The sequence below is a fragment of the Paraflavitalea sp. genome (assembly GCF_059502485.1).
The window spans coordinates 2622362-2642677 of the sequence record NZ_JCACET010000010.1 but is presented as its reverse complement, the minus strand read 5'-3'; the positions used below and the strand labels follow the sequence as shown (position 1 = coordinate 2642677).

Here is a 20316-nt window from a genome sequence, read left to right as displayed (position 1 = left end):
TTACGAATTGAGTAAGGTTATTAACAAAGCGGGGTGAAATGTGGATAAGTATAAATACTTAGTGGTAAGTGGATTTTAAAAACGGGACTATCTCGTTGGATAAGCTACAAATATTGTGCTGTTTTTCTCTCCCCGGCTTTTAATGGTATATTTCCGGAAAGTGGCACTTGACATGGTGACCGACTGAGGGTAAGCTTCAACAAACGGCGAGGTAGGTTCAACGAACAAAAGAAAGAAGAAGTTGACTGATATTGGATTTGACTGGTTTTACATAAGATAAATTGGAAATTTTTTCTGGACGGTAACTCAGGACATTGGATATGAGAGGTTGCCTATCCTTCCACCAATCAACTTCAAAACAAAAATAACCGGATACTTTATATAGGTCAAGAGCACTTTTGCTCGTTTTTATGCGTTCAGTATTTACAGGGCTGAACGTAGAAGTTCAATATCCCCGGTTCGAAAAACTCCGATTGATAAAAATCAACTAACTATTGTTGTGTCGATCAGGTAATTTTTTTACACGAAATTGCCTGTACAGGGTCGCCTCGTGAGTTTGCAACGGATAACCCCCTGGCAATTGGAGTTGTGTACCATAATCCAAATATTTATGTAGCCTAATAACCCGTTAATAAGCCAAACCCGCCTACAACTATGAGTGCTGAACTGGTAATCAAAGTTTCGCTCGCGGATGACCACAAAATCTTCCGTGATGGTATTAGAATGGCTCTGAAAGGTAAGGAGTACCTGAGAATCCTTTGGGAAGCCGAAGATGGCAAAGACCTGATGCACAAAATGCAATTGAAGAAGCCCGACGTGCTGCTAATGGATATCCGGATGCCTGAAATGGATGGAGTAAATGCCATCGGTATTCTCCGCAAAGAGTATAGTGATGTAAAGATCATTGTGCTTACCATGTACGACGATCAGGAAATGATCACCAAGATGATGGAAATGGGTGCTAATGCCTATCTCACCAAAACATCAGACCCTGAAGAGATCTACCAGGCCATTCTGACGTGCATGAATGATGACTTTTATTTCAACGACCTGGTAAACAAAGCTGTTTTATCGAAGCTGCAAACCAAGAAACAGGTGAGGCAGTTTTACCCCAACCCCGTTAAGTTCTCAGAGAAAGAAGTCCGTATTTTGAAACTGCTGGCCGAAGACAAGACGACTGAAGAGATTTCCAAAGAGATATTTCTGAGCCCCCGGACTGTAGAGACGATCCGTCAGAACATGAAGTCCAAAGTAGGTGCTAAAACAATCGCCGGCCTGATCATGTATGGAATGCGCAACAAACTAATCGACTAAACTATAGATACTATTTACTTTTCTATTCTTATTGCTCAAAAGAAAAAGGTACAAGGAGTGTTACCTGCTCTTGTACCTTGTATGTTGTAAGTCTTCTTATCTGTTTCTAATAACCCCTTCTCCCGCCTAAACCGTTCAGGCTTTCAAGTTCAACCTGATCTGTAATTCGTCCAGTTGTTTATTGTCGATAGACGATGGTGCATCGAGCATTACATCGCGCCCGCTATTGTTCTTGGGGAATGCGATGAAGTCACGAATGCTTTCGCTGCCACCGAGGATAGCACACAGGCGGTCGAAACCGAATGCAATGCCGCCATGTGGAGGCGCTCCGTATTCAAAGGCGCCGAGCAGGAATCCGAACTTGTGCAGGGCTTCTTCTTTGCTCATGCCCAGTGCGGCAAACATCTTTTCCTGCAGGTCGCGTTGGAAGATACGGATGGAACCACCACCAATTTCATTACCGTTCAATACCATGTCGTAGGCGTTGGCCTTGATATTGGCGTAAGGATGCTTTAAGTATTCTGCTGCATTCTCGATAACGGGGTTGTTATCGATCATGGTAGCTATCTGATCGGGCTTGGGTGCTGTGAACGGATGGTGACGGGCTACCCAGCGGTTGTCTTCTTCGGCGTATTCAAACAGCGGGAAATCGAGTACCCACAGTAATTTAAACTCATCTTTCCTGCGCAATCCCAGTCTTTCGCCCATTTCGAGGCGCAGCTCACTCATTGCTTTACGTGTACGTTCTTCCAGCCCTGCCAGTATCAATACCAGGTCGCCTGCTTTGGCGCCGGCAGCATCGGCAATGGCTTTCAGTTTGTCTTCGGTAAAGAACTTGTCTACGCTACTTTTATAGGTGCCGTCTGCATTGCATTTGATGAATACCAATCCCTGCATACCGATCTGCGGGCGTTTTACCCAGTCGGTCAGCTCATCTGTTTGCTTGCGGGTATATTCTGCACAGCCGGGAACAGCGATAGCTACTACCGTCTCTGCATCGTTGAATACTTTGAAGTCGACACCGGCAATCAGTTCTTTCTTTGCCCGTGCCTCATGTTCTTTGGAGAAGGCTGATTTGATGTTCAGCAGTGACATGCCGAAGCGGATATCGGGTTTGTCATTGCCATATTGCCACATGGCGTCTTCCCAGGTCATCCGTTGTACTGTCTCTGTATAGTCGATGTTCTTAACAGTTTTGAAGATATGCTTGATCATGCCTTCAAACATGTTGAGGATATCTTCCTGCTCCACGAAGCTCATTTCGCAGTCGATCTGCGTGAACTCCGGTTGGCGGTCTGCACGCAGGTCCTCATCGCGGAAGCATTTTACTACCTGGTAGTAACGGTCGTAACCGCTCACCATCAGGAGTTGCTTGAAGGTTTGGGGTGATTGGGGCAGTGCGTAGAACTGACCGGGATTCATGCGAGAGGGTACCACGAAGTCGCGGGCGCCTTCGGGCGTACTCTTGATGAGGAAGGGTGTTTCCAGGTCCATGAAGTTTTGTTCATGGAGGTAGTTCCTGGCTGCCCTGTTTACTGCATAGCGCAGTTCCAGGTTCTTTTTTACCGCGTTGCGGCGCAGGTCGAGGTACCTGAATTTCATGCGCAGGTCATCGCCTCCGTCCGTTTCGTCCTGTATAGTGAAGGGCGGTGTTACTGATTTATTGAGGATGGTGAATGACTTTACCTTGATCTCTACATCACCGGTTGGCAGGTTGGGGTTTTTATTGGTGCGTTCTGTTACCTGTCCCATAACTTGTACTACGAATTCACGTCCCAGCGGCTGTTGATCCAGCAGGGGATTCAGCTCTTCCGCAAATAACAGTTGGGTAATGCCGTACCGGTCGCGCAGATCAGCGAAGGTGATGCTGCCGAATTTCCTGACCGTCTGTATCCAACCGGCGAGGGTTACTTCCTGACCGGCCTGTGCTAACCGCAGTTCGCCACAGGTATGCGTTCTGTACATCCTATTTTTTATTTAATGTTTTTGCTGGTTACAATGAATACTGAAATGAAACGTTGTTTACTTTCTGCCGGACCGGGATGCCGGTGAGACATCTGTAAACGGTTAATATTCAATATTCAAATTTCAATTGGTCACTTTTGAACAGTGAGCGGCAAAGGTAACAGAAAACAGGCATCCTTGCGCTGCTGACCGGGGTGACCGGAAATGATTATTTTAACGGGGCATGCAGCAGGACATTGGTTATATTTCTTTCTGGGTTTTTGGGCTTTTTATAGCGTTGATGCTGGTCAGCCTGGTGTTTCCGGGCGTATTTCAGCGTCTGCGCCTTCTTTTTTATTCCCATAAGGCTAAAGGTGTTTTTGAAGACCGCCAGCCTGACTATCATGCTATCCTTTTGCAATACCTGCCTTACTACCGCAATCTGCCTCCTGCCGAACAGGAGAGGTTCGTGCGCCGCACCGTGGTGTTCATGACTACCAAGCAGTTTGAATATGTAGAACTCGTTGCTGAAGAGCGCATGGCGCTGCTCATCAGTGCTACTGCCGTGCAACTTACTTTCGGATTGGAGCATTACTTAATGGAGCATTTTGAAAAGATATATGTGATGCACCATGATTATCATTATGGTTTCAACAGTGTTCCTTTTCAGGGACATGTGACGCATGATGGTATTTACTTGTCGTGGAGTAATTTCCTGAAGGGTTACGATAATTACCAGGATGGTGATAATGTAGGGCTTCACGAGATGGCTCATGCGCTGGCGTATGTAAACTTCAATGTGAGCAATGGCCGTGATGATGGTTTTCATGACAGGTTCATTCGCTTTTCGGAAACCGGCCGTGCTGTTTTCGAGGATATGCAATTCGATCACACGGGTGGATTCCTGGGGCGTTATGCTGCTACGCGCTACGAGGAATTTTGGGCCGTGTGTGTAGAGAATTTCTTCGAGCGTCCTACCTCTTTCAAGATACAATTGCCTGAATTATATGCAGCTATGTGTGTATTGTTAAATCAGGATATTCTAACTGGTAATGTTCTCCTAAGTCCGGTAGAAAATGTTTAGCATCAGCGTGTTATAATATATCCATAAAATTTGGCGGAAGGGCTTTCATTTATGAACTATTGTTTCTATTTTGTAACCGGTTTATAGTCAGATCACGATCTGATCTCCCCAATTATCTATCAAATCTATCTCCCGAAAGACCGTTTTTTCTAATCCAGACTTTGTGAAACCAATCCGTGGCTCGCGTACCTATTCACAGAAAGAAAAAATGGACCCTTATGGAAATTTTGATCATTTTCCTGGTGGTTACAAGCATCCTCATTCTCCATAATCCGGTGGGTGAGTGGATCAACCGCCTTAACGTTAAACGTCAGTACAAATCGTTCCTCGCACAAGAAACGTTTTATCATTCTATCATTTCGCGTTACTTCCGTTATTACAACAGGTTGAACCTGGAAGAACAACGTAAATTCCTGTTCCGCACTTATTTGTTCCGCAAGGCCAAACGCTTCCATTATATAGAGGTGAGTGAGAGTGCTGAAATGCCTATTCTTATCAGTGCTGCTGCTATACAGCTCACTTTTGGATTGGAGAAGTATTCATTGAATTACTTCAGGGATATTTTTGTAATCAAGGATGATTATCATTACGGTTTTTATTCCCGTCCGTTCCAGGGGCATGTAGACCTGAGTGGTATTTATTTATCCTGGGATAATTTCCTGAAAGGAATCAAAGGTGAATCTACCAACTGTAATGTTGGTTTGCATGAAATGGGTCATGCATTGGCGTGGGTAAACTTTGTGACCAAGACCGAAGAGGATAAGCACTTCAAAAAAGAGTTCAAGAACTTCTCTAAAGTGGCGCGTCCTATTTTCGAATCGATGCAACAGGGCGCCAAGAATATTCTGGGTGAATATGCCGGCAGCAATTATCATGAATTCTGGGCGGTGAGTGTAGAGGTATTTTTCGAGAATCCTATTCGCTTGCGTCATGAGTTGCCGGAGCTGTACAAGGCGATGACGCATTTGCTGCGCCAGGATCCTTCTGTGATCGTGAATACTGCCAATAAGATTGCAGCTTAATAATAGAACTGACTTTTTTTGTTTTTGGTTTTACAGATGTTTTATATAAGAGGTGATACCTTCCGGGTGTCACCTCTTTGCTTTGGACCCTTCGACAAGCTCAGGGTGACAAACATGCCTTTCATTTTGCCACTATCGTTTTTCTCTATAGATTTATCCTTTCTCAGCGGAATCACCCAACATGAATTATCAACCTGGCTTACACATCATTGCAGAGATATCCTCTTCTCAAAAGCACCTGCTTGAAAGATCCGCAGCTGTAAAAGCATTACTGGATACACAGGTAGTAAAGCACGGCCTCAGCAAGCTGGGAGAGGTGTACCATGATTTTGAGCCCGGTGGTTTTACGGCGGTGATCTGCCTGAGTGAATCGCATATTTCCCTGCACACCTGGCCGGAATATGAGCGGGTGAACCTGGACATTTATTTGTCCAACTACCAACGTTACAATGATGATACGGGGCGGCAGCTGTTTGATGAGCTGGTAGCGTTTTTCGGCGCGGGTATTATTTCCTGTCAACAAATAAAACGATAACAGTACGGCCCCATGTCATTAACCCTTCATACCTGCCCCTCCTGTTCATCGGTACTTACTTTTCGTTCGCGCGATACCAATTTGATCGTATGTCATCAATGTGGCAACCGGCTGCAGCGATGGGATGATGGCGTGTTGAAGGAAAAGCCGCTAATGGTGAAGGCGCAGGATACGTTTACGCCTATCCAGATCGGCACTACAGGTGTATGGAGCGGAAAGAAATTCACTGTTATCGGACGGGTGCGTTGTTTGTTTGAAGAGGATTATGCCAACAACTGGAGTATTTATTTTGAGGATGGCACACTGCATACGCTGGTAGATTGTTATGGACAGCTGGCTGTTTATGAAAAGATACCACCTGATCCCAAGATGCCTTACTTCAAAGTTTCCGGGCTGGGCATTGGTGAAGGTTCTCTGGAGTCGATCGATAATAAGTGGTACATACTGGAGCGCAAAAGCAAGTGTAAAAGTATAGAGGTAGAAGGCGAGACCTGGGTATTCGATTGGAATGGTGAGTTTACCAGCCTGGAAATAGCCAGCGAAGGTGGCGATAGGATTGAACTGCTGAACCTGGAGAATCAGGTTTACCTCAACTTCCGTATTCATTACGTGGCGTTTGAAGACTTCAACTTTCAACAGCTGCGTCAATTACAGATAGGTAAGGTTACTAAAACATATACTTGTACGCATTGTAATAAGCCCGGCGAGTTAAAGTCCTTTCCGCTATCACAATCATGGAATTGTAAGCATTGCGGAGCAGCCTTATCTTATGTAGAGGGGCGGGTGAAGTTTCGCCGGCGGATGAAGCACGATAAAAATCCGGCGATCCCTTTATACACGAAGGGCGTGCTGAAAGGGATAGAATATGAAATGATCGGTTTTGCGGTGAAGCAAGACGCGCATGGCTGGTCGTGGAGGGAATATACTTTGTTTAATCCTGTACGGGGTTATGCTTTTCTTTCTGAATATAACGGGCATTGGACATTTCTGCGGGAAACGGCGGTGGCGCCGGTGATGAGGAAGTCGCAGAGTGATTGGTTGGTCTATGGTACGGATGAATTCCAGTTGTACAATGGTTATCATTTTAATATTTCCGATGCCTATGGCGAGTTTCCGGGCGATGTGTTCGAGCATGATAATATAGGTTGCCGGGAGTTCATCTGCCCGCCTGAACTGTGGGCGCGCGAGTTGCATCCCAATGGCCTTTGCTGGTATCATGGAGAGCATATCGACTGTAATGAATTGTATGCGGCTTTTGGTCAGGAGGTTTCGTTGCCTTATCGATCGGGGATTGGCGCTATACAACCGGTAAGGGGTGTTGTAAATCCTGCTTTTCTGCGGGTGTCGGTGATTGGCGTGGTGCTTATCTTTCTATTTGTGTTCCTGATCGGTAATGTTTTTCTGCAAAATAAAGTGGTGTACGAAAATACCTGGTACCTGGAAGATACATTGACCAGCCACAAGGTTGTTACACCTAAGTTCAAGCTGGACAAATCCCGGGCAAACCTGCTGGTGACGTTGCAGGCGCCTGTTGTCAACAACTGGTTTGAAGCCAACATCACGCTCGTCAATGCTGATAATGGAACGGAATATACTATTGAAGAAGGCGTAGAGTATTATAGTGGTTATGAAGGTGGGGAGTCATGGTCGGAAGGCAGTACCGAAACGGATGAGTTTATACAATACCTGCCGAAGGGTACTTACTTCATGGAGATCATGGCTACGAAGCCTGTGGGTAATTCGCCTGCTTACTATACTATCGAGGCGAAGTATGACGTAGCCATGTGGCGCAACTTTTTTATTTTCGTTCTGATGGCTATTATTCCTGGCTTGGGTGCATTCCTGTATGCGCGCAACCGTGAAAAGATCCGATGGGAGAACAGTGCTTTTTCACCTTATTCAACCAATGACGAATGATCAATAATCCCAATGTAAAAAGGCTTGGATGGTATTATATCCTGGCCCTGCTGCTGGCAGGAGGTATGACGTATGCCAATTATACCGGCTGGCGTATATTTTCATTTGGTTCTCAACAAGCGTGGAGTTCCAGCGGTCCCGGCTATCATAAATAACTATTTAATTTATCTATATGCAAACAGCACTCGTAAACTCGCTGCTTTATTCGTTTCTTGGGATCGCTGTGCTCGTGATCTCTTTTGTGATCATTGAGAAGCTGACTCCCAAACATAATCTCTGGAAAGAGATCGTTGAAAAGCAGAATATCGCGCTTGCCATCGTGGCGGGCTTCTTTATGCTGGCCATTGCTCTTATTGTGGCGTCGGCTATTCACTAATCCGGGTAATTACTTTGTATGCAGTTGCTGTTGTTGCTGGCGGTTTTTGTTATTGCCACCTGTGGATTGATTTATGAGTTGGTTGCTGGTACCCTCGCCAGTTACCTGCTGGGTGATTCTGTTACGCAGTTCTCCACGATCATCGGTGTGTATCTTTTCTCCATGGGGGTGGGTTCTTTTCTTTCGCGTTATTTCAACCGGAACCTGTTGCGTTGGTTCATTCAAATTGAATTACTGGTGGGGTTGATCGGTGGTTTCAGCGCCATGTTGTTGTTTATCGTATTTCCGCTGTCCGCTTCTTTCCGTATTGTATTGTATGTGCTGGTATTTTTAACTGGCGCTGGTGTGGGACTTGAGATACCTATCCTTATGCGGATATTGAAGGATAAGGTGGAGTTTAAAGAGTTGGTATCCCGAGTGTTTACTTTTGATTATATCGGTGCATTGCTCGCATCGTTGCTGTTTCCGCTGTTATTGGTGCCTTACCTTGGTTTGATGCGTACCTCCTTGTTCTTCGGTATGCTCAATATTGCCGTGGGTTTATTCCTGGCGATCAAATTCAGCAAGGAGATCAAAAGGCCCGGTGTGTTACGGGCGATGGCCATTGTCCTCATTCTGGCGGAACTGGTGGCCTTTGTGTTGTCCGACAGGATACTTAGTTATTCCGAAACGCTGGTGTATAATGACCGCGTTGTGTTTGCTACTTCTTCTCCTTATCAACGTATTGTTCTTACCCGCAATAAAAAGGAAACGCGCTTATTTCTGAATGGCAACCTGCAGTTCAGTTCGGCCGATGAGTACCGCTATCATGAAGCGCTGGTGCATCCCGGCCTGCAGGCCGTACGATCGCCTAAGCAGGTATTGGTGCTGGGCGGTGGTGACGGGCTGGCCATTCGTGAAATACTTAAATACAGCTCGGTGGATTCGATCACGCTGGTTGACCTCGATGCTGCCATGACAAAGTTGTTTACTTCCAACTCCATGCTGGTGAGTCTTAACCAGCGTTCTTTGCTCGATAGCCGGGTGCATGTGATCAATGGGGATGCTTTCTCCTGGTTGCGGGATAACAGGCGGCAGTTTGATTTTGTGGTGGTTGATTTCCCAGACCCTTCTAATTTCTCGATTGGCAAATTATACTCTAATACTTTTTATAAGCTGCTGTACCAGGCGTTGAAGCCGGAGGGAATGGCGGTGGTGCAATCTACCTCTCCTTACGTGGCACCGCGCTCTTTCTGGTGCATCGATGAAACCATCCGCTCGGTAGGCTTTCATACAGCACCTTATCACAATCTCGTACCTTCTTTTGGAGAGTGGGGTTATATACTGGCTATGAAGGATAGCGTGTATCATGCGCCTACGGCTTATGTGCCCGGGCTGCGATTTATCAATGCTGCTACGGCACAGCAGATGTTTGTGTTTCCGCAAGACATGCGCACCACGAAGCCGCTTGCTGTGAATAAACTTAATAACCAGGCGCTGGTAGACTATTTCGAAGAGGAGTGGAGTACTTACCTGGAATAATTTATGCAACGCCGAAACTTCATACAACAGGTAGCTGCTTTAACTGGAACAGGGTTCCTGCTATCGCAATGTCAAACGACGGGGCAGCACAAAATTCCCGGCCGTATTGTTGGTGCGTCTGCAAAGGTGGGACACCTGTTGCGCGATAAGAAGATACAAGGGGCTCCGCAAAGCACTACACAGGCCGAAGTGGTGATTGTGGGCGCTGGTGTCAGCGGTCTTTCGGCAGCCCGTCATTTATATAAACAGGGCGTGCAGGACTTCCTGGTGCTGGACCTTGAAGAGCATGCAGGGGGCAATGCTGCCGCCGGTGAAAATAACGTAAGCCGTTATCCCTGGGGTGCTCATTACGTGCCTATTCCTAATAACGATCTCAAAGATTATTTATCCTTTCTGCAGGAATGTAATGTGGTCACTGGTTATAATAATGAAGGGCTACCTGTTTACAACGAATATCATTTGTGTTTTGATCCGGAGGAGCGCTTGTACATCAATGGCTCCTGGCAGGAAGGCCTGGTGCCGAGAAATGGTGTACCCGCTGAAGAATTGAAACAGGTACAACGTTTTCTCGATCACATGCAACAGCTGCGCTACGAAAAGGGGCAGGATGGCAAGGAGACATTTGCCATTCCGGTGAATCACTCTTCTGCTGATGAGCAATACACGCAGCTGGATACCATTACCATGAAGGAGTGGTTAGTGCAACAGGGATATACTTCCGAATACCTGCACTGGTATTGTAATTACTGCTGTCGCGATGATTTTGGTACGCGCTATGATGAAACGGCCGCCTGGGCTGGCATTCATTATTTTGCAGCCCGCAAAGGAAAGGGGGCTAATGCCGAACACCAGGATGTATTGACCTGGCCGCAGGGCAACGGCTGGCTGGTGGAGCAATTACAAAAAGATTACCGCGATAAGATAAAGCTCAATAGTCTCGTTACCAGTATACGGCCAACTGACGGAGGCGTAGACGTGTTGTATATGGATGTGGCCACGGGACAATTGCAAGCTATCCATGCAAAGCAGTGTGTTGTAGCCATACCTCAGTTTGTAGCGCAGCGCATGCTGGCGCCTGAGCTCAACAGGCAACAGCTGGTACAACAATTTTCTTATGCGCCTTGGATGGTGGCCAATATCACTGTGCAGCAACTGAAAGAGCGGAGAGGGGAAGCATTGAGCTGGGACAATGTACTGTATAATAGTGAATCGCTGGGTTATGTGGTGGCTACGCATCAATCCATAAAGCAACGTGAGCCGGTGAAAGTGCTTACGTATTATTTGCCGCTTACGCAGGGGGATGTGGTCACTGCGCGGCGGGAGGCTGCGGCCATGCAGCATGAGCAATGGGTGGATATTATTTTGAACGACCTGCGTAAAGTGCATGAGAACATCGCCGCTGCCGTAACGAATATCGACGTTATGGTATGGGGCCATGGCATGATCAGGCCGGTGAAAGGTTTTATTCATGGTGAAGCAAGAAGGTTGTTGAACAAGCCTGTTAATGACGTTATCTTTTTTGCGCATACCGATCTTGCGGGCATCTCTATTTTTGAAGAAGGGTTTTACCAGGGCCTGCAGGCCGCAGAGGCTATATTGAAAACACGGAGCGCATGAAACAACCATGGATATATTCGTTGAAGCTGGACAGCATCTTTATACTGTCGCCACCGTTTATTTCCCTGCTGATCGTTTTCCTTTTCCCCGGTTTATTTACCGCTTCATCGGGCATCCCTACAGCTGCCTGGGTGATACTGGTGGTGTTTATCGATGTGGCTCATGTGTATAGCACATTGTACCGCACGTATTTTGATAAAGACACTTTTCGTGAACAGAAGAATGTATTGATCGGTATTCCGCTGGCGGGTTTTGTTGTAGCAGTATTGTTGTATTATATCGATGCGATGCTTTTCTGGCGGGTACTTGCTTATCTCGCTGTGTTTCACTTTGTGCGGCAACAGTATGGTTTTATGCGTATCTACTCGCGCAAAGAGCCTCACAATAAATGGTATTACCGCATCGATCAGGTGGCTGTTTATTATGCTACTATTTATCCGTTATTATACTGGCATCTGCATGCGCCCCGCAACTTTCATTGGTTTGTGGACGGCGATTTCTTTTACTTCCAGGCAGCACCTGTTGCAGCTGTTGCCGTTGTTGTTTACCTGTTGGTAATTGCTGTGTATATAGTAAAAGAAATCGTGTTTGTTTATAAGGAAAAGTTCTTCAACTGGCCGCGCAACCTTGTAATAGCCGGCACTTTTCTCTCCTGGTTTTTCGGCATCGTATACTTTAATGGTGATATGGCTTTTACACTGCTTAATGTAGTATCACACGGCGTTCCTTATATGGCGTTGATCTGGATATACGGACGAAAGAAAAGCACACAAGCTGGCAACAAGTCCTATGGCAAGCTGGTGAAGCAATTGTTTACCGAGTACGGCGCCGTATTGTTTGTATTGAGTATGATGCTATTGGCTTATGTGGAAGAAGGCTTCTGGGATGCGTGGGTGTGGAAGGAGCATGATACTGTGTTCAGTATTTTCCAGTCGATCGCATTCAATCCTGATAAGGATATATTGGTGTTGCTGGTACCTTTACTGGCGCTTCCGCAGATCACGCATTACCTCATCGATGGGTATATATGGAAGGTTTCCAAAGGGCATATCCCTTATCGGAATCAATGATTATGCTTCCTTCGCCACCACAACTACTTCCTGCTGCGCCGGTGTCACCTCTAAAGTCGTCGAAGCATTTTCTTTCCGGCGCTGCATGGGGGCATAAATGAGATAATAGTATAGCAATATCAGAATACCTAACGAGAAGGGGATAATACAATAGGGTTTTACTTTTTCATCTACCGCATAGAACTCGGCTACCATCCACATCGAGTTGGCCATGATCCAGATGGCAATGGCAGCATTGTGGGCCAGTTCGGCAACGATATGCCTGTTCTTCCAGGTGATCCAAATGGCTACCAGGAGGGTAGGGGCGATCATGATCATACCCAGCGGTTTGAACAAGAGGCACCAGCACAGGTCTTTTACAAGCCAGAAAAGAATGTGCAGGTTTTCCATTTTGCGAAACTTAGCGGGAACTACATACAGCTCCTTAGACTCCTGAGACACGGCAATAAGTTTTAATGACTGAGGATGGTGAACGGTGCAAAAATATAAAACCCACCCAATAGTTGACCGCCCAAAATGAGTGATTGGTTACCGATTGTTAGTGAATGGATTATCTCGCCAGCACGCGCTGGAAGCGCTTCACGTCTGCCTCCGGGGATAAAGTTCCTTCCCCTTTGAGCGATTGTACCCACTGATGGGCAAACCAGGGGGCCAGCGAACAGCCTTTGGTGCCCATGCCATTGAAGATACCTATGGCGGGGTGCTGGGGATGAAACCCTACAAAGGGACGACGCTCAAGGGTAGCGGGCCGCACAGCAGCTTTGTGGTCGATGATGTTGAAAGGCAGCTTAACGGTTTGCAACAACCAGTTGTGGGCAAACTGCCGGAAACCGGGCGTTGGGAGGTCGTTGTCGAACTCCCACAGGTAGGTAGAGCCCAGCCAGAAGATGTTGTCCTTCCACGGCACCAGGTTGAAGCCCTTTTTGAAAATGTGCGTCGCTGGCAGGTCGTTGATCTCCACCCAAACAGCTTCGCCTTTGTTGGGGGCAAAAGGCAGGTTCCTGAAGTAAGGGTTTTGAGCGGTGGCAATACCATCACTGAAGATGATGCGGGAAGCGGTGATGTCTTTGTAAGTAATACCCTCAGGCGTTACCTGCAGGTGATCTATCTCAAATAATTCTTCGCGCAATAATTGTTGCTGCTCCAAATGGGTACGGTAAGCCGGTAAAATATCCTGTAGCCTGATGAGGTAGCACGGATCGATCTCTCCATAGCCAAAATCGTAATTGAATAAAGGCAGCCAGCTATGATGATCTTCCGACAGCGACAGGTATTGTGTATCTTCTGCATACCGTTTGGCAAAAGCATCTCTCATTTGCGGTGTGGCAAAAAAGTCGACGATGCTCTTTTGCTCAAAAGCCGTGATGTTGAGTGCCTGGCCCAGTTCCGAATAAGCCTTGTGTGCAAACGGCATGACCTCGTCGATGAGCCATGTTTTCACAATACGCCTGCCGGTGACCGGGTTGATGATGCCGGCCGCTACTTTGGAAGCTGTATTGGATTGAGGCTGATCGATGACCAGGAAAGAAAAGCCGGCCTGTTGCAGGTACCAGCTTAAGAAGGTGCCACAAATGCCCTGGCCTACGATGAGGAAGTCGATATGCATGCTGCAAAAATAAGCCGGTCACCCTTTCAAAGAGTGGCCGGCGTAAAAGATGATCCTTTCTTTTATTGTTTCGCTTCTACATTCACTTTGATGCCCTCGGAGTGGCTGGTAAATTCAGGAGCATACATGCACTGAATGCTGGTGATGCCATTGCTGAACGTACCGGTATGGGTTACAAATAAAGGATATTCAAACACCCAGGTGCCCTTGGGCAGGTAACCGAAGAAGAAGTTGGTGCTCGCATCTTTGGTGCTTTCATAATAACCCAGTCCTCCCTGCCATTTGTAGCTGCTCAATACATTGACGGGCTCCATGCAGGCGGCACGCATGTCTTTCATGTGCACGTATTCCATGGCGCGATCTACCCGCAGCTCGATACGCACTTTCACTTTGTCGCCTACCTGCAGTGCATCGCCTTCATTGATGGGCTGTAATACCGGACCGCGGTCAGTGAGCTTTTCTACAAACAGCTTCTTGCTCAACTGTAAAGGAGTTGCGGCCGTAGTGATCTTATCCAGGTTCTCGAAATACTGCCAGTATACCGAACCCCAGGATACAGATTCACCTGCAGCAGGAGTGGTAGAAGAAACGGTTACTTTAATGTTGCCCATCTCCGGTTTCACATCTTTGCCGTCGACTACTTTTTTGAAGTATCCCGTGCCGGCTTCTGCCTGCTGGTCGGCAGAACGGATGGCATAGTTGCCGAGGTTGATCTGTACTTCGGGCGTGTTGGCCAGCCAGTCGGTACCTTGCAACAGCAAGGCGTAGCAGGCATCGGCAGTGGCTTTTGTTGTTTTCCAGTTCTGCGTTTGCTTTTGTTTCAGCAGCCAGGTCTTCATATCGGCCACTGCTTTCATATCCTTCGATACTTCAGTAAAGGCTTCTATCAGCAAGGCCTGGTTTTCGATGGGGCTTTGGTACCAGTAGTAGCCCGGTGTGGCTTTCCAGTACATGCCCATCTCTTCGCTCACCAGCGCATTTTGTTTCAGCGATGCCATAATGCTGGTAGCTGTTTTAGTATCGCCGGTGCGGTGTTGCGCCAGTGCGATCATGCCTTGCATGTACTTGCTTTGCTTCACCCAATGAGCCTGCGCCTGCTTTCTGAAATACTGATAAGCTTTCTGGGAGGCAACAGTTACATTGTGTTCCGGGAAGAAGCTGCGCATGTACAGGTATTGGATCTGAATGCTGCTGAGGGCTTCTACAGGTTCTTTGCCTTTATTGGTCTTCAACAGATCATCATAATCCTTTTTAATAGCGATGTCAAGGTAAGGGATTGCATTTTTGATAACCTCCTTTATGGCATCGCCTTCTTTCAGGGCTTTCAGTTTTCTGAGGTGGCCGATGCCGGTGAGGATGTATTGTGTGATATACCGGTCGTCGCGGCCGCCCTGGAACCATACAAAACCGCCATTGGAAGTTTGCAGGTCCTGCAAGTGGCTGAGGGCCGATGTCTGCTCTCTGCTCATCCTTACCATGTCGAACAGCAGGGCGATATTTTTCTTTTGTTGTGCTTCCGATTTTGCTTCCAGCACCCAGGGCGTTTCCTGCAGCAATACGGATTTCAGTTCTTCATTCTTCTGCAGGTTGCTGAGCAGGGCAGCTGTGTCTGCCGTTTTCCAGTGTTCAAAGATGGCCTTGATGCGGGGTGATGCGTTGGCAATAGAAGTAGCCAGTGTATTGGCATAATACCGGTTGAATACCTGCTCGGCACACTCATACGGGTATTCCATCAGGTAAGGCAGTGCCTGTACGGCATACCAGGCCGGGTTGCTGGTGAACTCGACCGTTAAGGCATGCTGATTCAGTGTTTCACTTTCCCCACTTTTCAGCAGCTTGGCGAAGGTGAAAGTTTTGGTGGCATTGCCGCGCACCGGTAAAGGCAGGCTTTCCGTCACCAGCATACGGTTGCTCACTACCGGGAGCATGTTCTCCTCTCCATCGCTCAGCGCGGTTTCATTGGCGCCTGCTTTGGTTGCTGCAACGAGGCGATAGGTGAGCGGCTTGTTGTATTGATAAGGTATTTCCAATGAGAAGGTAACCGGTATACTTTGTCCAGCCGCTACCGTGAAGAACTGGTTGGGGAATACATTCCTGAACCAGCCATCTACCGATTGATTGGTTGTGGGATCGATCAGTTGTAATTCTACCTGTCCGGTAAGTTCCTTACTGCTCAGGTTCACGATCTTGCCGCTGAAGTCCATGCGGTCGCCTTCGCGCATGAAGCGCGGCGCGTTGGGCTGCACCATCAGTTCTTTTTGTGTGATGATGCTCTTCTCGCTATAACCCATGGCCAGCTCTTTGGTGTGGGCCAGGATCATCCATTTCCATTGTGTCAATGCTTCGGGCATCGTGAAAGAAAACTCCACGTTGCCTTCCGCATCTGTATGCAGGTCGGGAAAGAAGAAAGCTGTTTCGTTGAAGTTCTTACGGGGTTGTGCAGCGGGCGCATCGGACGTAACCTTTTTAACCATGGTACCTTGCACATACATTTCTCCCTGCGCTTTCTCTGTAACAGTACCATCTTCATGCTGTGGAACCGAATTCCCCTCAAAGCTAACTTCTTCTATCCGCGTGGTCGGTTTTCTTAAGGTTGCACTAACTGCTGGCGCTGCCATTCCCCGTACTGCCATCTCTGTTTTCGCCAGCTTCATATGACGTGCGCCTCCACCGGAATATTGATCACTACCTATCAATTCATCATACGATTTGTTGAAGGAGGCATACTCGTCATTCCGGTCGGGTTTTTCACGCGATTGCACCGTCTCGAAACATGGGCTGCCATCCCAGTTTGCACGAAGGTTAAAATTATGCCATAGGTAAGGCTTGTTCCAGTTGTGTGGACTGAACTGGTCGAGCGAAGCATCATACATAGCGGTCAGCATTTCGGCTGCTGCCTGATCACTCTTTTTACCACTGATCTTTACTTTCCATTTTTCTGCACTTCCGGGCAATGTTTTATCCCGGTAAGTAGTATAGGAAATAGTGAGCTCTTTATTTGTGTAGGGAACAAGCACAATGGCGCCATTGCTGTAAATACGGTTGTGCTTTACGAAAGCGATCTGCAGCCCCAATCCGCCACGATCATTTTCCGTGACGGGTAATGTATATACAGGGCTATTGCCATTCAGGGTAAGCAGTTTTCTTTCTTCTTTATCACTCTTTCTGCCAATATCGTGTATAACAAATACATTGTTTAGGTTGGTGACCAACTGGTAGGAAGCTGTTCCGCCTGGTTCTAAAGCATCATTATACACCTCGATATCAGCATAGCCCATCGGATTTTGACTGCCGGATTGATTGTACAATTCTACATACCGGATGGCTTTTACCGTTTCTCCAAACTTGTCTTTGGTAACGGCTTCGATTACATACCAACCCGCTGTTAATGCTTTGGTTGAATTGGCCAGTGCCGCAAGTTTTCCGTTGGCTGCCGTAGTATCTGTTACCTCCAATACTTTTGCTTCCTTTTCCCAGGTGCTTACTTCGTCTTCATTCTTATAAATATCGTAGGGGAATGCGGCCTGGTATTCCTGCAATGTCATCACAAACTGGTCGGGCTGTTGCCAATACCGGCTGCGGAAAATGCGTCCTGGTGCTTTCAGCTTGTGCATGGTCAGTGTAACCTTCGCTTGCTCAAACAGATCGTTGAAATTGGTAGTTGTTACCTGCAGGTTCTTGATACTGTCGCTGTGCAATTTGTTGGGAGCAACTACTTCCATACGCAATGCCTGATAAGCTACAGATATGGTTGTGCTGCCACTGCGGGTTTCTCCATTAATATCAGTTACGTCGGCACTTATTGTGTATTGAAACGTAGGCTGATCTTTTTTATCCACTTGCAGGTCGGGCAATGCTTTGAAAGTAACAGAGAAAGTTCCATCGGCCTGTGTAGTGGCAGTGCCATGGGCTATTTCTACTTCCTGATCGCCATACGGAGGCCATGATCTTTTGCCATAGCCATACCGCAGGGGCATAATAACATTGCGTACTACCCGGTACTTAACGGAGGCTCCATCGATGTTGTTGCCGGCGTAGGCTTTGGCTGTTCCGGTCACTTTGATGCTATCGTTCAATCGGTAGCTACCAGCCGGTTTGGCAATCTCTGTATAAAACTTGGGGCGTTTATATTCTTCCACAGAAAAATTGGCAAAGCCGTCTGTTTGCTCATCTCTGATATTGAAAGTGCCGTTCAGTGCATTGGAGGGCAGGGTAAACTTACCGGAGTAAGAACCATAAGCATTGGTCGTTACCTGAATAGAATCTACCTGCTGGTCGTTCACATCCAACAATAGGATCCTGGTTTTTAAATTTTCAACTATGGCATGCTGATTCGATTGACTACGGCTATTGATTACGATTCCTTTAAAGTATACGGTTTGACCAGGTCGATAAATAGAGCGATCGGTAAAGAGATAACTGGTGTTACGGCTCTTCTCCTGTGTTTGAGGATAATTATAACTATACTCATAATCGGCCATCGACAGATGATCTTCTTTGGTAGATACTTCTATACGGGAATAGTTTTCGTTGTTGGTTTTGGATGGTGTCAGCGTAAAATATCCGTCCTTATCGGTAAATAGGTTTTCTCCCTTGCGTTCTACATAGTCGCGTACTTTGCTGTCGTAATTGCGGTACCATACCTGTACAGTGGCTCTGGGCACGGGGGCGCCGGTTTCCCGGTTGAGTACAAAGTAGTCATTGCTTTTATTGATATAAGCGAGGTTGGAGATGTAAAAAGCCTGCACGGCCAGTACGTTTTTGCCAAGACCAAAATCACTGTCGGCACTGACAAGGTAAGCATACTCGCCTACTGGCAATGCCGGTGCTTTGATCTCTGTGCGGTGTTGTTGATAGTCTTTGGTATCGGGCAGCTGTTGGGTGAATGTGCTCAGTACAGGTAAGCTGGTCAATTTCTTCCAGTAGGCATCGCTCCACGTATCCTTACCCAGGTTGTCCATCGTTTTTTTGTCCATCTTCACTACCCTGAAATGCAGGGTGGTTATATTGCGCCAGGTAACCAGTATCCTGAATGGCTGGTTGGGTACATTCACTTTTTCCGTTTGCAGTAGTATATGCTGTTTCAATAGCGTGTTCAGCATGTTCTGGCAATTGGCCTTGCCTTCGCTGGACTCTTTTTGAGCAATTACTTTTTCACAGATCTCTTTTGTTTTTAATAATGCATAACGATGCGTAGTATCTTTTAACGGATCGTAAGAGCTTCCTTCATCGAAATAAGTGTCGGCCAGTAAATACCAGGCTTGTGCAGCAACAGGGTGATTGTTATAAGTGCCGGTAACCTGTTCAAGCGCCTTCCGGAATAATTCCTTTTTATCGCTCATCACAGCGTACATATTCACAAACGTGAGCCGGTTGATAGTTGCGTCTATCAGTGCATCTGGTTGTGCGTCGGTCAGGTGGAAGCTGATCAACCGTTGGTACAGTTGCAGCGCTTTGGCATGTAAAGAGGTGCTGTCGGTAGTCCTGAACTTATGCGTGGCAAACGTCCGGGCATCGGCAAAGGCCACGGGGTCATTGATCTCGAAGGCGTCGCCTGCTTTTTTAATATCCCTTTCGCTCGATTGGAAGTAGGTCAGCGCATGATTGGCCAGCAGGTCAAACAGTGTTGGACGCAGGTGCCGGACATTACCTTTAGTGATGATGGGGTCGAAAGGTTCCAGCTTCGTATGTTGTAATGACTTCTCCTCTTTCAGGGACGCGAGGTATAACTCACCAATCCTTTTATGAAAGTCTTCACCACCCCAGGTGGCAATATCCGCTTTATTAAAATCAACAGTGGCTGTTCGATTATATAGTTGCCAGCGGTGATTTTGGAAGTAATTCCAGTACATGCTGGCTGTAATGTTTTGCAGCACGGCGCGGGCCGCTCCCGAAGTTTGGGTAATCTCTGTTTCCAGTTCTTTGATGGTATTCAGTTGCGGTTCTTCTTCTTTGATGTCCCGTAACTGCGCGCGATAGATCAGCGCTTTGATCAGTTGAGCATCGTTCTTCTCTTGTTTTGCCTGGGTATAGATCTTATTCACTTCTGTGAGGGCCGATTGTGGAAGCCCTTTTATCTGTATCAGACTATCGATCTTCTTCCAGGCTTTGTCATACGTGTTCATCTTTTGCTGTGCGGTTGCGGTGATCAGAAATAAGCTACATAGGACTAAGAAAATGACCTGTTTAACGGACATACGTTCTAATTTTAATACAAGTTATACAATCTGCAATATTTTGCCTCTTCGGACGTTTTTAAATGCGTGCTACCCTGTTATGATGCAGTTTTCGATCCGTTTTCACAGACTAT

General features: G+C 46.9%; 14 protein-coding genes. 10 read left to right on the top strand and 4 right to left on the bottom strand.

Features of this window, described 5'->3' with window-relative positions; genetic code table 11:
- The first annotated feature begins 654 nt into the window (after positions 1–654).
- Positions 655–1314 (top strand): response regulator, encoded by a 660-nt coding sequence (locus AC5JBY_RS27715; RefSeq protein ID WP_495907929.1) that lies wholly within the window; start codon positions 655–657, stop codon positions 1312–1314.
- 135 nt (positions 1315–1449) lie between these two features.
- Here AC5JBY_RS27715 and aspS read toward each other — a convergent pair whose 3' ends face one another.
- Entirely contained in the window at positions 1450–3279 is a 1830-nt protein-coding gene (gene aspS, locus AC5JBY_RS27710) for an aspartate--tRNA ligase (protein WP_495907928.1), read from the bottom strand.
- A gap of 223 nt (positions 3280–3502) precedes the next feature.
- Here aspS and AC5JBY_RS27705 point away from each other — a divergent pair, with 223 nt between their 5' ends.
- The 9 genes from AC5JBY_RS27705 to AC5JBY_RS27665 all read left to right on the top strand — a co-directional run bounded on the left by AC5JBY_RS27705 (position 3503) and on the right by AC5JBY_RS27665 (position 12400).
- On the top strand, positions 3503–4342 hold the full coding sequence (locus tag AC5JBY_RS27705; RefSeq protein ID WP_495907927.1) for a zinc-dependent peptidase: 840 nt from the start codon (positions 3503–3505) through the stop codon (positions 4340–4342).
- A gap of 218 nt (positions 4343–4560) precedes the next feature.
- Entirely contained in the window at positions 4561–5364 is an 804-nt protein-coding gene (locus AC5JBY_RS27700) for a zinc-dependent peptidase (protein ID WP_495907926.1), read from the top strand.
- A 181-nt stretch (positions 5365–5545) separates the two neighbouring features.
- A complete protein-coding gene (locus tag AC5JBY_RS27695) occupies positions 5546–5899 on the top strand; it encodes an S-adenosylmethionine decarboxylase family protein (protein WP_495907925.1) in 354 nt (117 codons plus the stop codon).
- A gap of 12 nt (positions 5900–5911) precedes the next feature.
- On the top strand, positions 5912–7816 hold the full coding sequence (locus AC5JBY_RS27690) for a hypothetical protein (protein ID WP_495907924.1): 1905 nt from the start codon (positions 5912–5914) through the stop codon (positions 7814–7816).
- Entirely contained in the window at positions 7813–7971 is a 159-nt protein-coding gene (locus AC5JBY_RS27685) for a hypothetical protein (RefSeq protein ID WP_495907923.1), read from the top strand. The genes AC5JBY_RS27690 and AC5JBY_RS27685 overlap by 4 nt, the downstream gene beginning before the upstream one ends.
- A 17-nt stretch (positions 7972–7988) precedes the next feature.
- Positions 7989–8192 (top strand): DUF350 domain-containing protein, encoded by a 204-nt coding sequence (locus tag AC5JBY_RS27680; protein ID WP_495907922.1) that lies wholly within the window; start codon positions 7989–7991, stop codon positions 8190–8192.
- 18 nt (positions 8193–8210) lie between these two features.
- Positions 8211–9713, top strand: coding sequence for a polyamine aminopropyltransferase (locus tag AC5JBY_RS27675; protein ID WP_495907921.1), 1503 nt, complete (start codon positions 8211–8213; stop codon positions 9711–9713).
- Positions 9714–9716: 3 nt separating this feature from the next.
- The gene (locus AC5JBY_RS27670) at positions 9717–11330 is read left to right on the top strand and encodes a flavin monoamine oxidase family protein (protein WP_495907920.1); all 1614 of its coding nucleotides are present in this window, start codon (positions 9717–9719) and stop codon (positions 11328–11330) included.
- Positions 11327–12400, top strand: coding sequence for a hypothetical protein (locus AC5JBY_RS27665; protein WP_495907919.1), 1074 nt, complete (start codon positions 11327–11329; stop codon positions 12398–12400). The genes AC5JBY_RS27670 and AC5JBY_RS27665 overlap by 4 nt, the downstream gene beginning before the upstream one ends.
- On the opposite strand, the gene AC5JBY_RS27660 is transcribed toward AC5JBY_RS27665, so the two are convergent.
- The 3 genes from AC5JBY_RS27660 to AC5JBY_RS27650 all read right to left on the bottom strand — a co-directional run bounded on the left by AC5JBY_RS27660 (position 12401) and on the right by AC5JBY_RS27650 (position 20203).
- A complete protein-coding gene (locus AC5JBY_RS27660; protein ID WP_495907918.1) occupies positions 12401–12841 on the bottom strand; it encodes a hypothetical protein in 441 nt (146 codons plus the stop codon). It abuts the gene before it with no gap.
- A 109-nt stretch (positions 12842–12950) separates the two neighbouring features.
- Complete coding sequence (locus AC5JBY_RS27655) at positions 12951–14006, bottom strand: NAD(P)/FAD-dependent oxidoreductase (RefSeq protein WP_495907917.1); 1056 nt, start codon at positions 14004–14006, stop codon at positions 12951–12953.
- Positions 14007–14068: 62 nt separating this feature from the next.
- Positions 14069–20203: an alpha-2-macroglobulin family protein gene (locus AC5JBY_RS27650; protein WP_495907916.1), complete on the bottom strand. Its 6135-nt coding sequence runs from the start codon at positions 20201–20203 to the stop codon at positions 14069–14071.
- Between the last annotated feature and the right edge of the window lie 113 nt (positions 20204–20316).

Bases quoted from the DNA above. Each gene is read 5' to 3' on its own strand.
- AC5JBY_RS27695 (WP_495907925.1), top strand. From the start codon at position 5,546: ATGAATTATCAACCTGGCTTACACATCATTGCAGAGATATCCTCTTCT.
- AC5JBY_RS27715 (WP_495907929.1), top strand. From the start codon at position 655: ATGAGTGCTGAACTGGTAATCAAAGTTTCGCTCGCGGATGACCACAAA.
- AC5JBY_RS27650 (WP_495907916.1), bottom strand. From the start codon at position 20,203: ATGTCCGTTAAACAGGTCATTTTCTTAGTCCTATGTAGCTTATTTCTG.
- AC5JBY_RS27655 (WP_495907917.1), bottom strand. From the start codon at position 14,006: ATGCATATCGACTTCCTCATCGTAGGCCAGGGCATTTGTGGCACCTTC.
- AC5JBY_RS27700 (WP_495907926.1), top strand. From the start codon at position 4,561: ATGGAAATTTTGATCATTTTCCTGGTGGTTACAAGCATCCTCATTCTC.
- aspS (WP_495907928.1), bottom strand. From the start codon at position 3,279: ATGTACAGAACGCATACCTGTGGCGAACTGCGGTTAGCACAGGCCGGT.
- AC5JBY_RS27665 (WP_495907919.1), top strand. From the start codon at position 11,327: ATGAAACAACCATGGATATATTCGTTGAAGCTGGACAGCATCTTTATA.
- AC5JBY_RS27705 (WP_495907927.1), top strand. From the start codon at position 3,503: ATGCAGCAGGACATTGGTTATATTTCTTTCTGGGTTTTTGGGCTTTTT.
- AC5JBY_RS27685 (WP_495907923.1), top strand. From the start codon at position 7,813: ATGATCAATAATCCCAATGTAAAAAGGCTTGGATGGTATTATATCCTG.
- AC5JBY_RS27675 (WP_495907921.1), top strand. From the start codon at position 8,211: ATGCAGTTGCTGTTGTTGCTGGCGGTTTTTGTTATTGCCACCTGTGGA.
- AC5JBY_RS27670 (WP_495907920.1), top strand. From the start codon at position 9,717: ATGCAACGCCGAAACTTCATACAACAGGTAGCTGCTTTAACTGGAACA.
- AC5JBY_RS27690 (WP_495907924.1), top strand. From the start codon at position 5,912: ATGTCATTAACCCTTCATACCTGCCCCTCCTGTTCATCGGTACTTACT.
- AC5JBY_RS27680 (WP_495907922.1), top strand. From the start codon at position 7,989: ATGCAAACAGCACTCGTAAACTCGCTGCTTTATTCGTTTCTTGGGATC.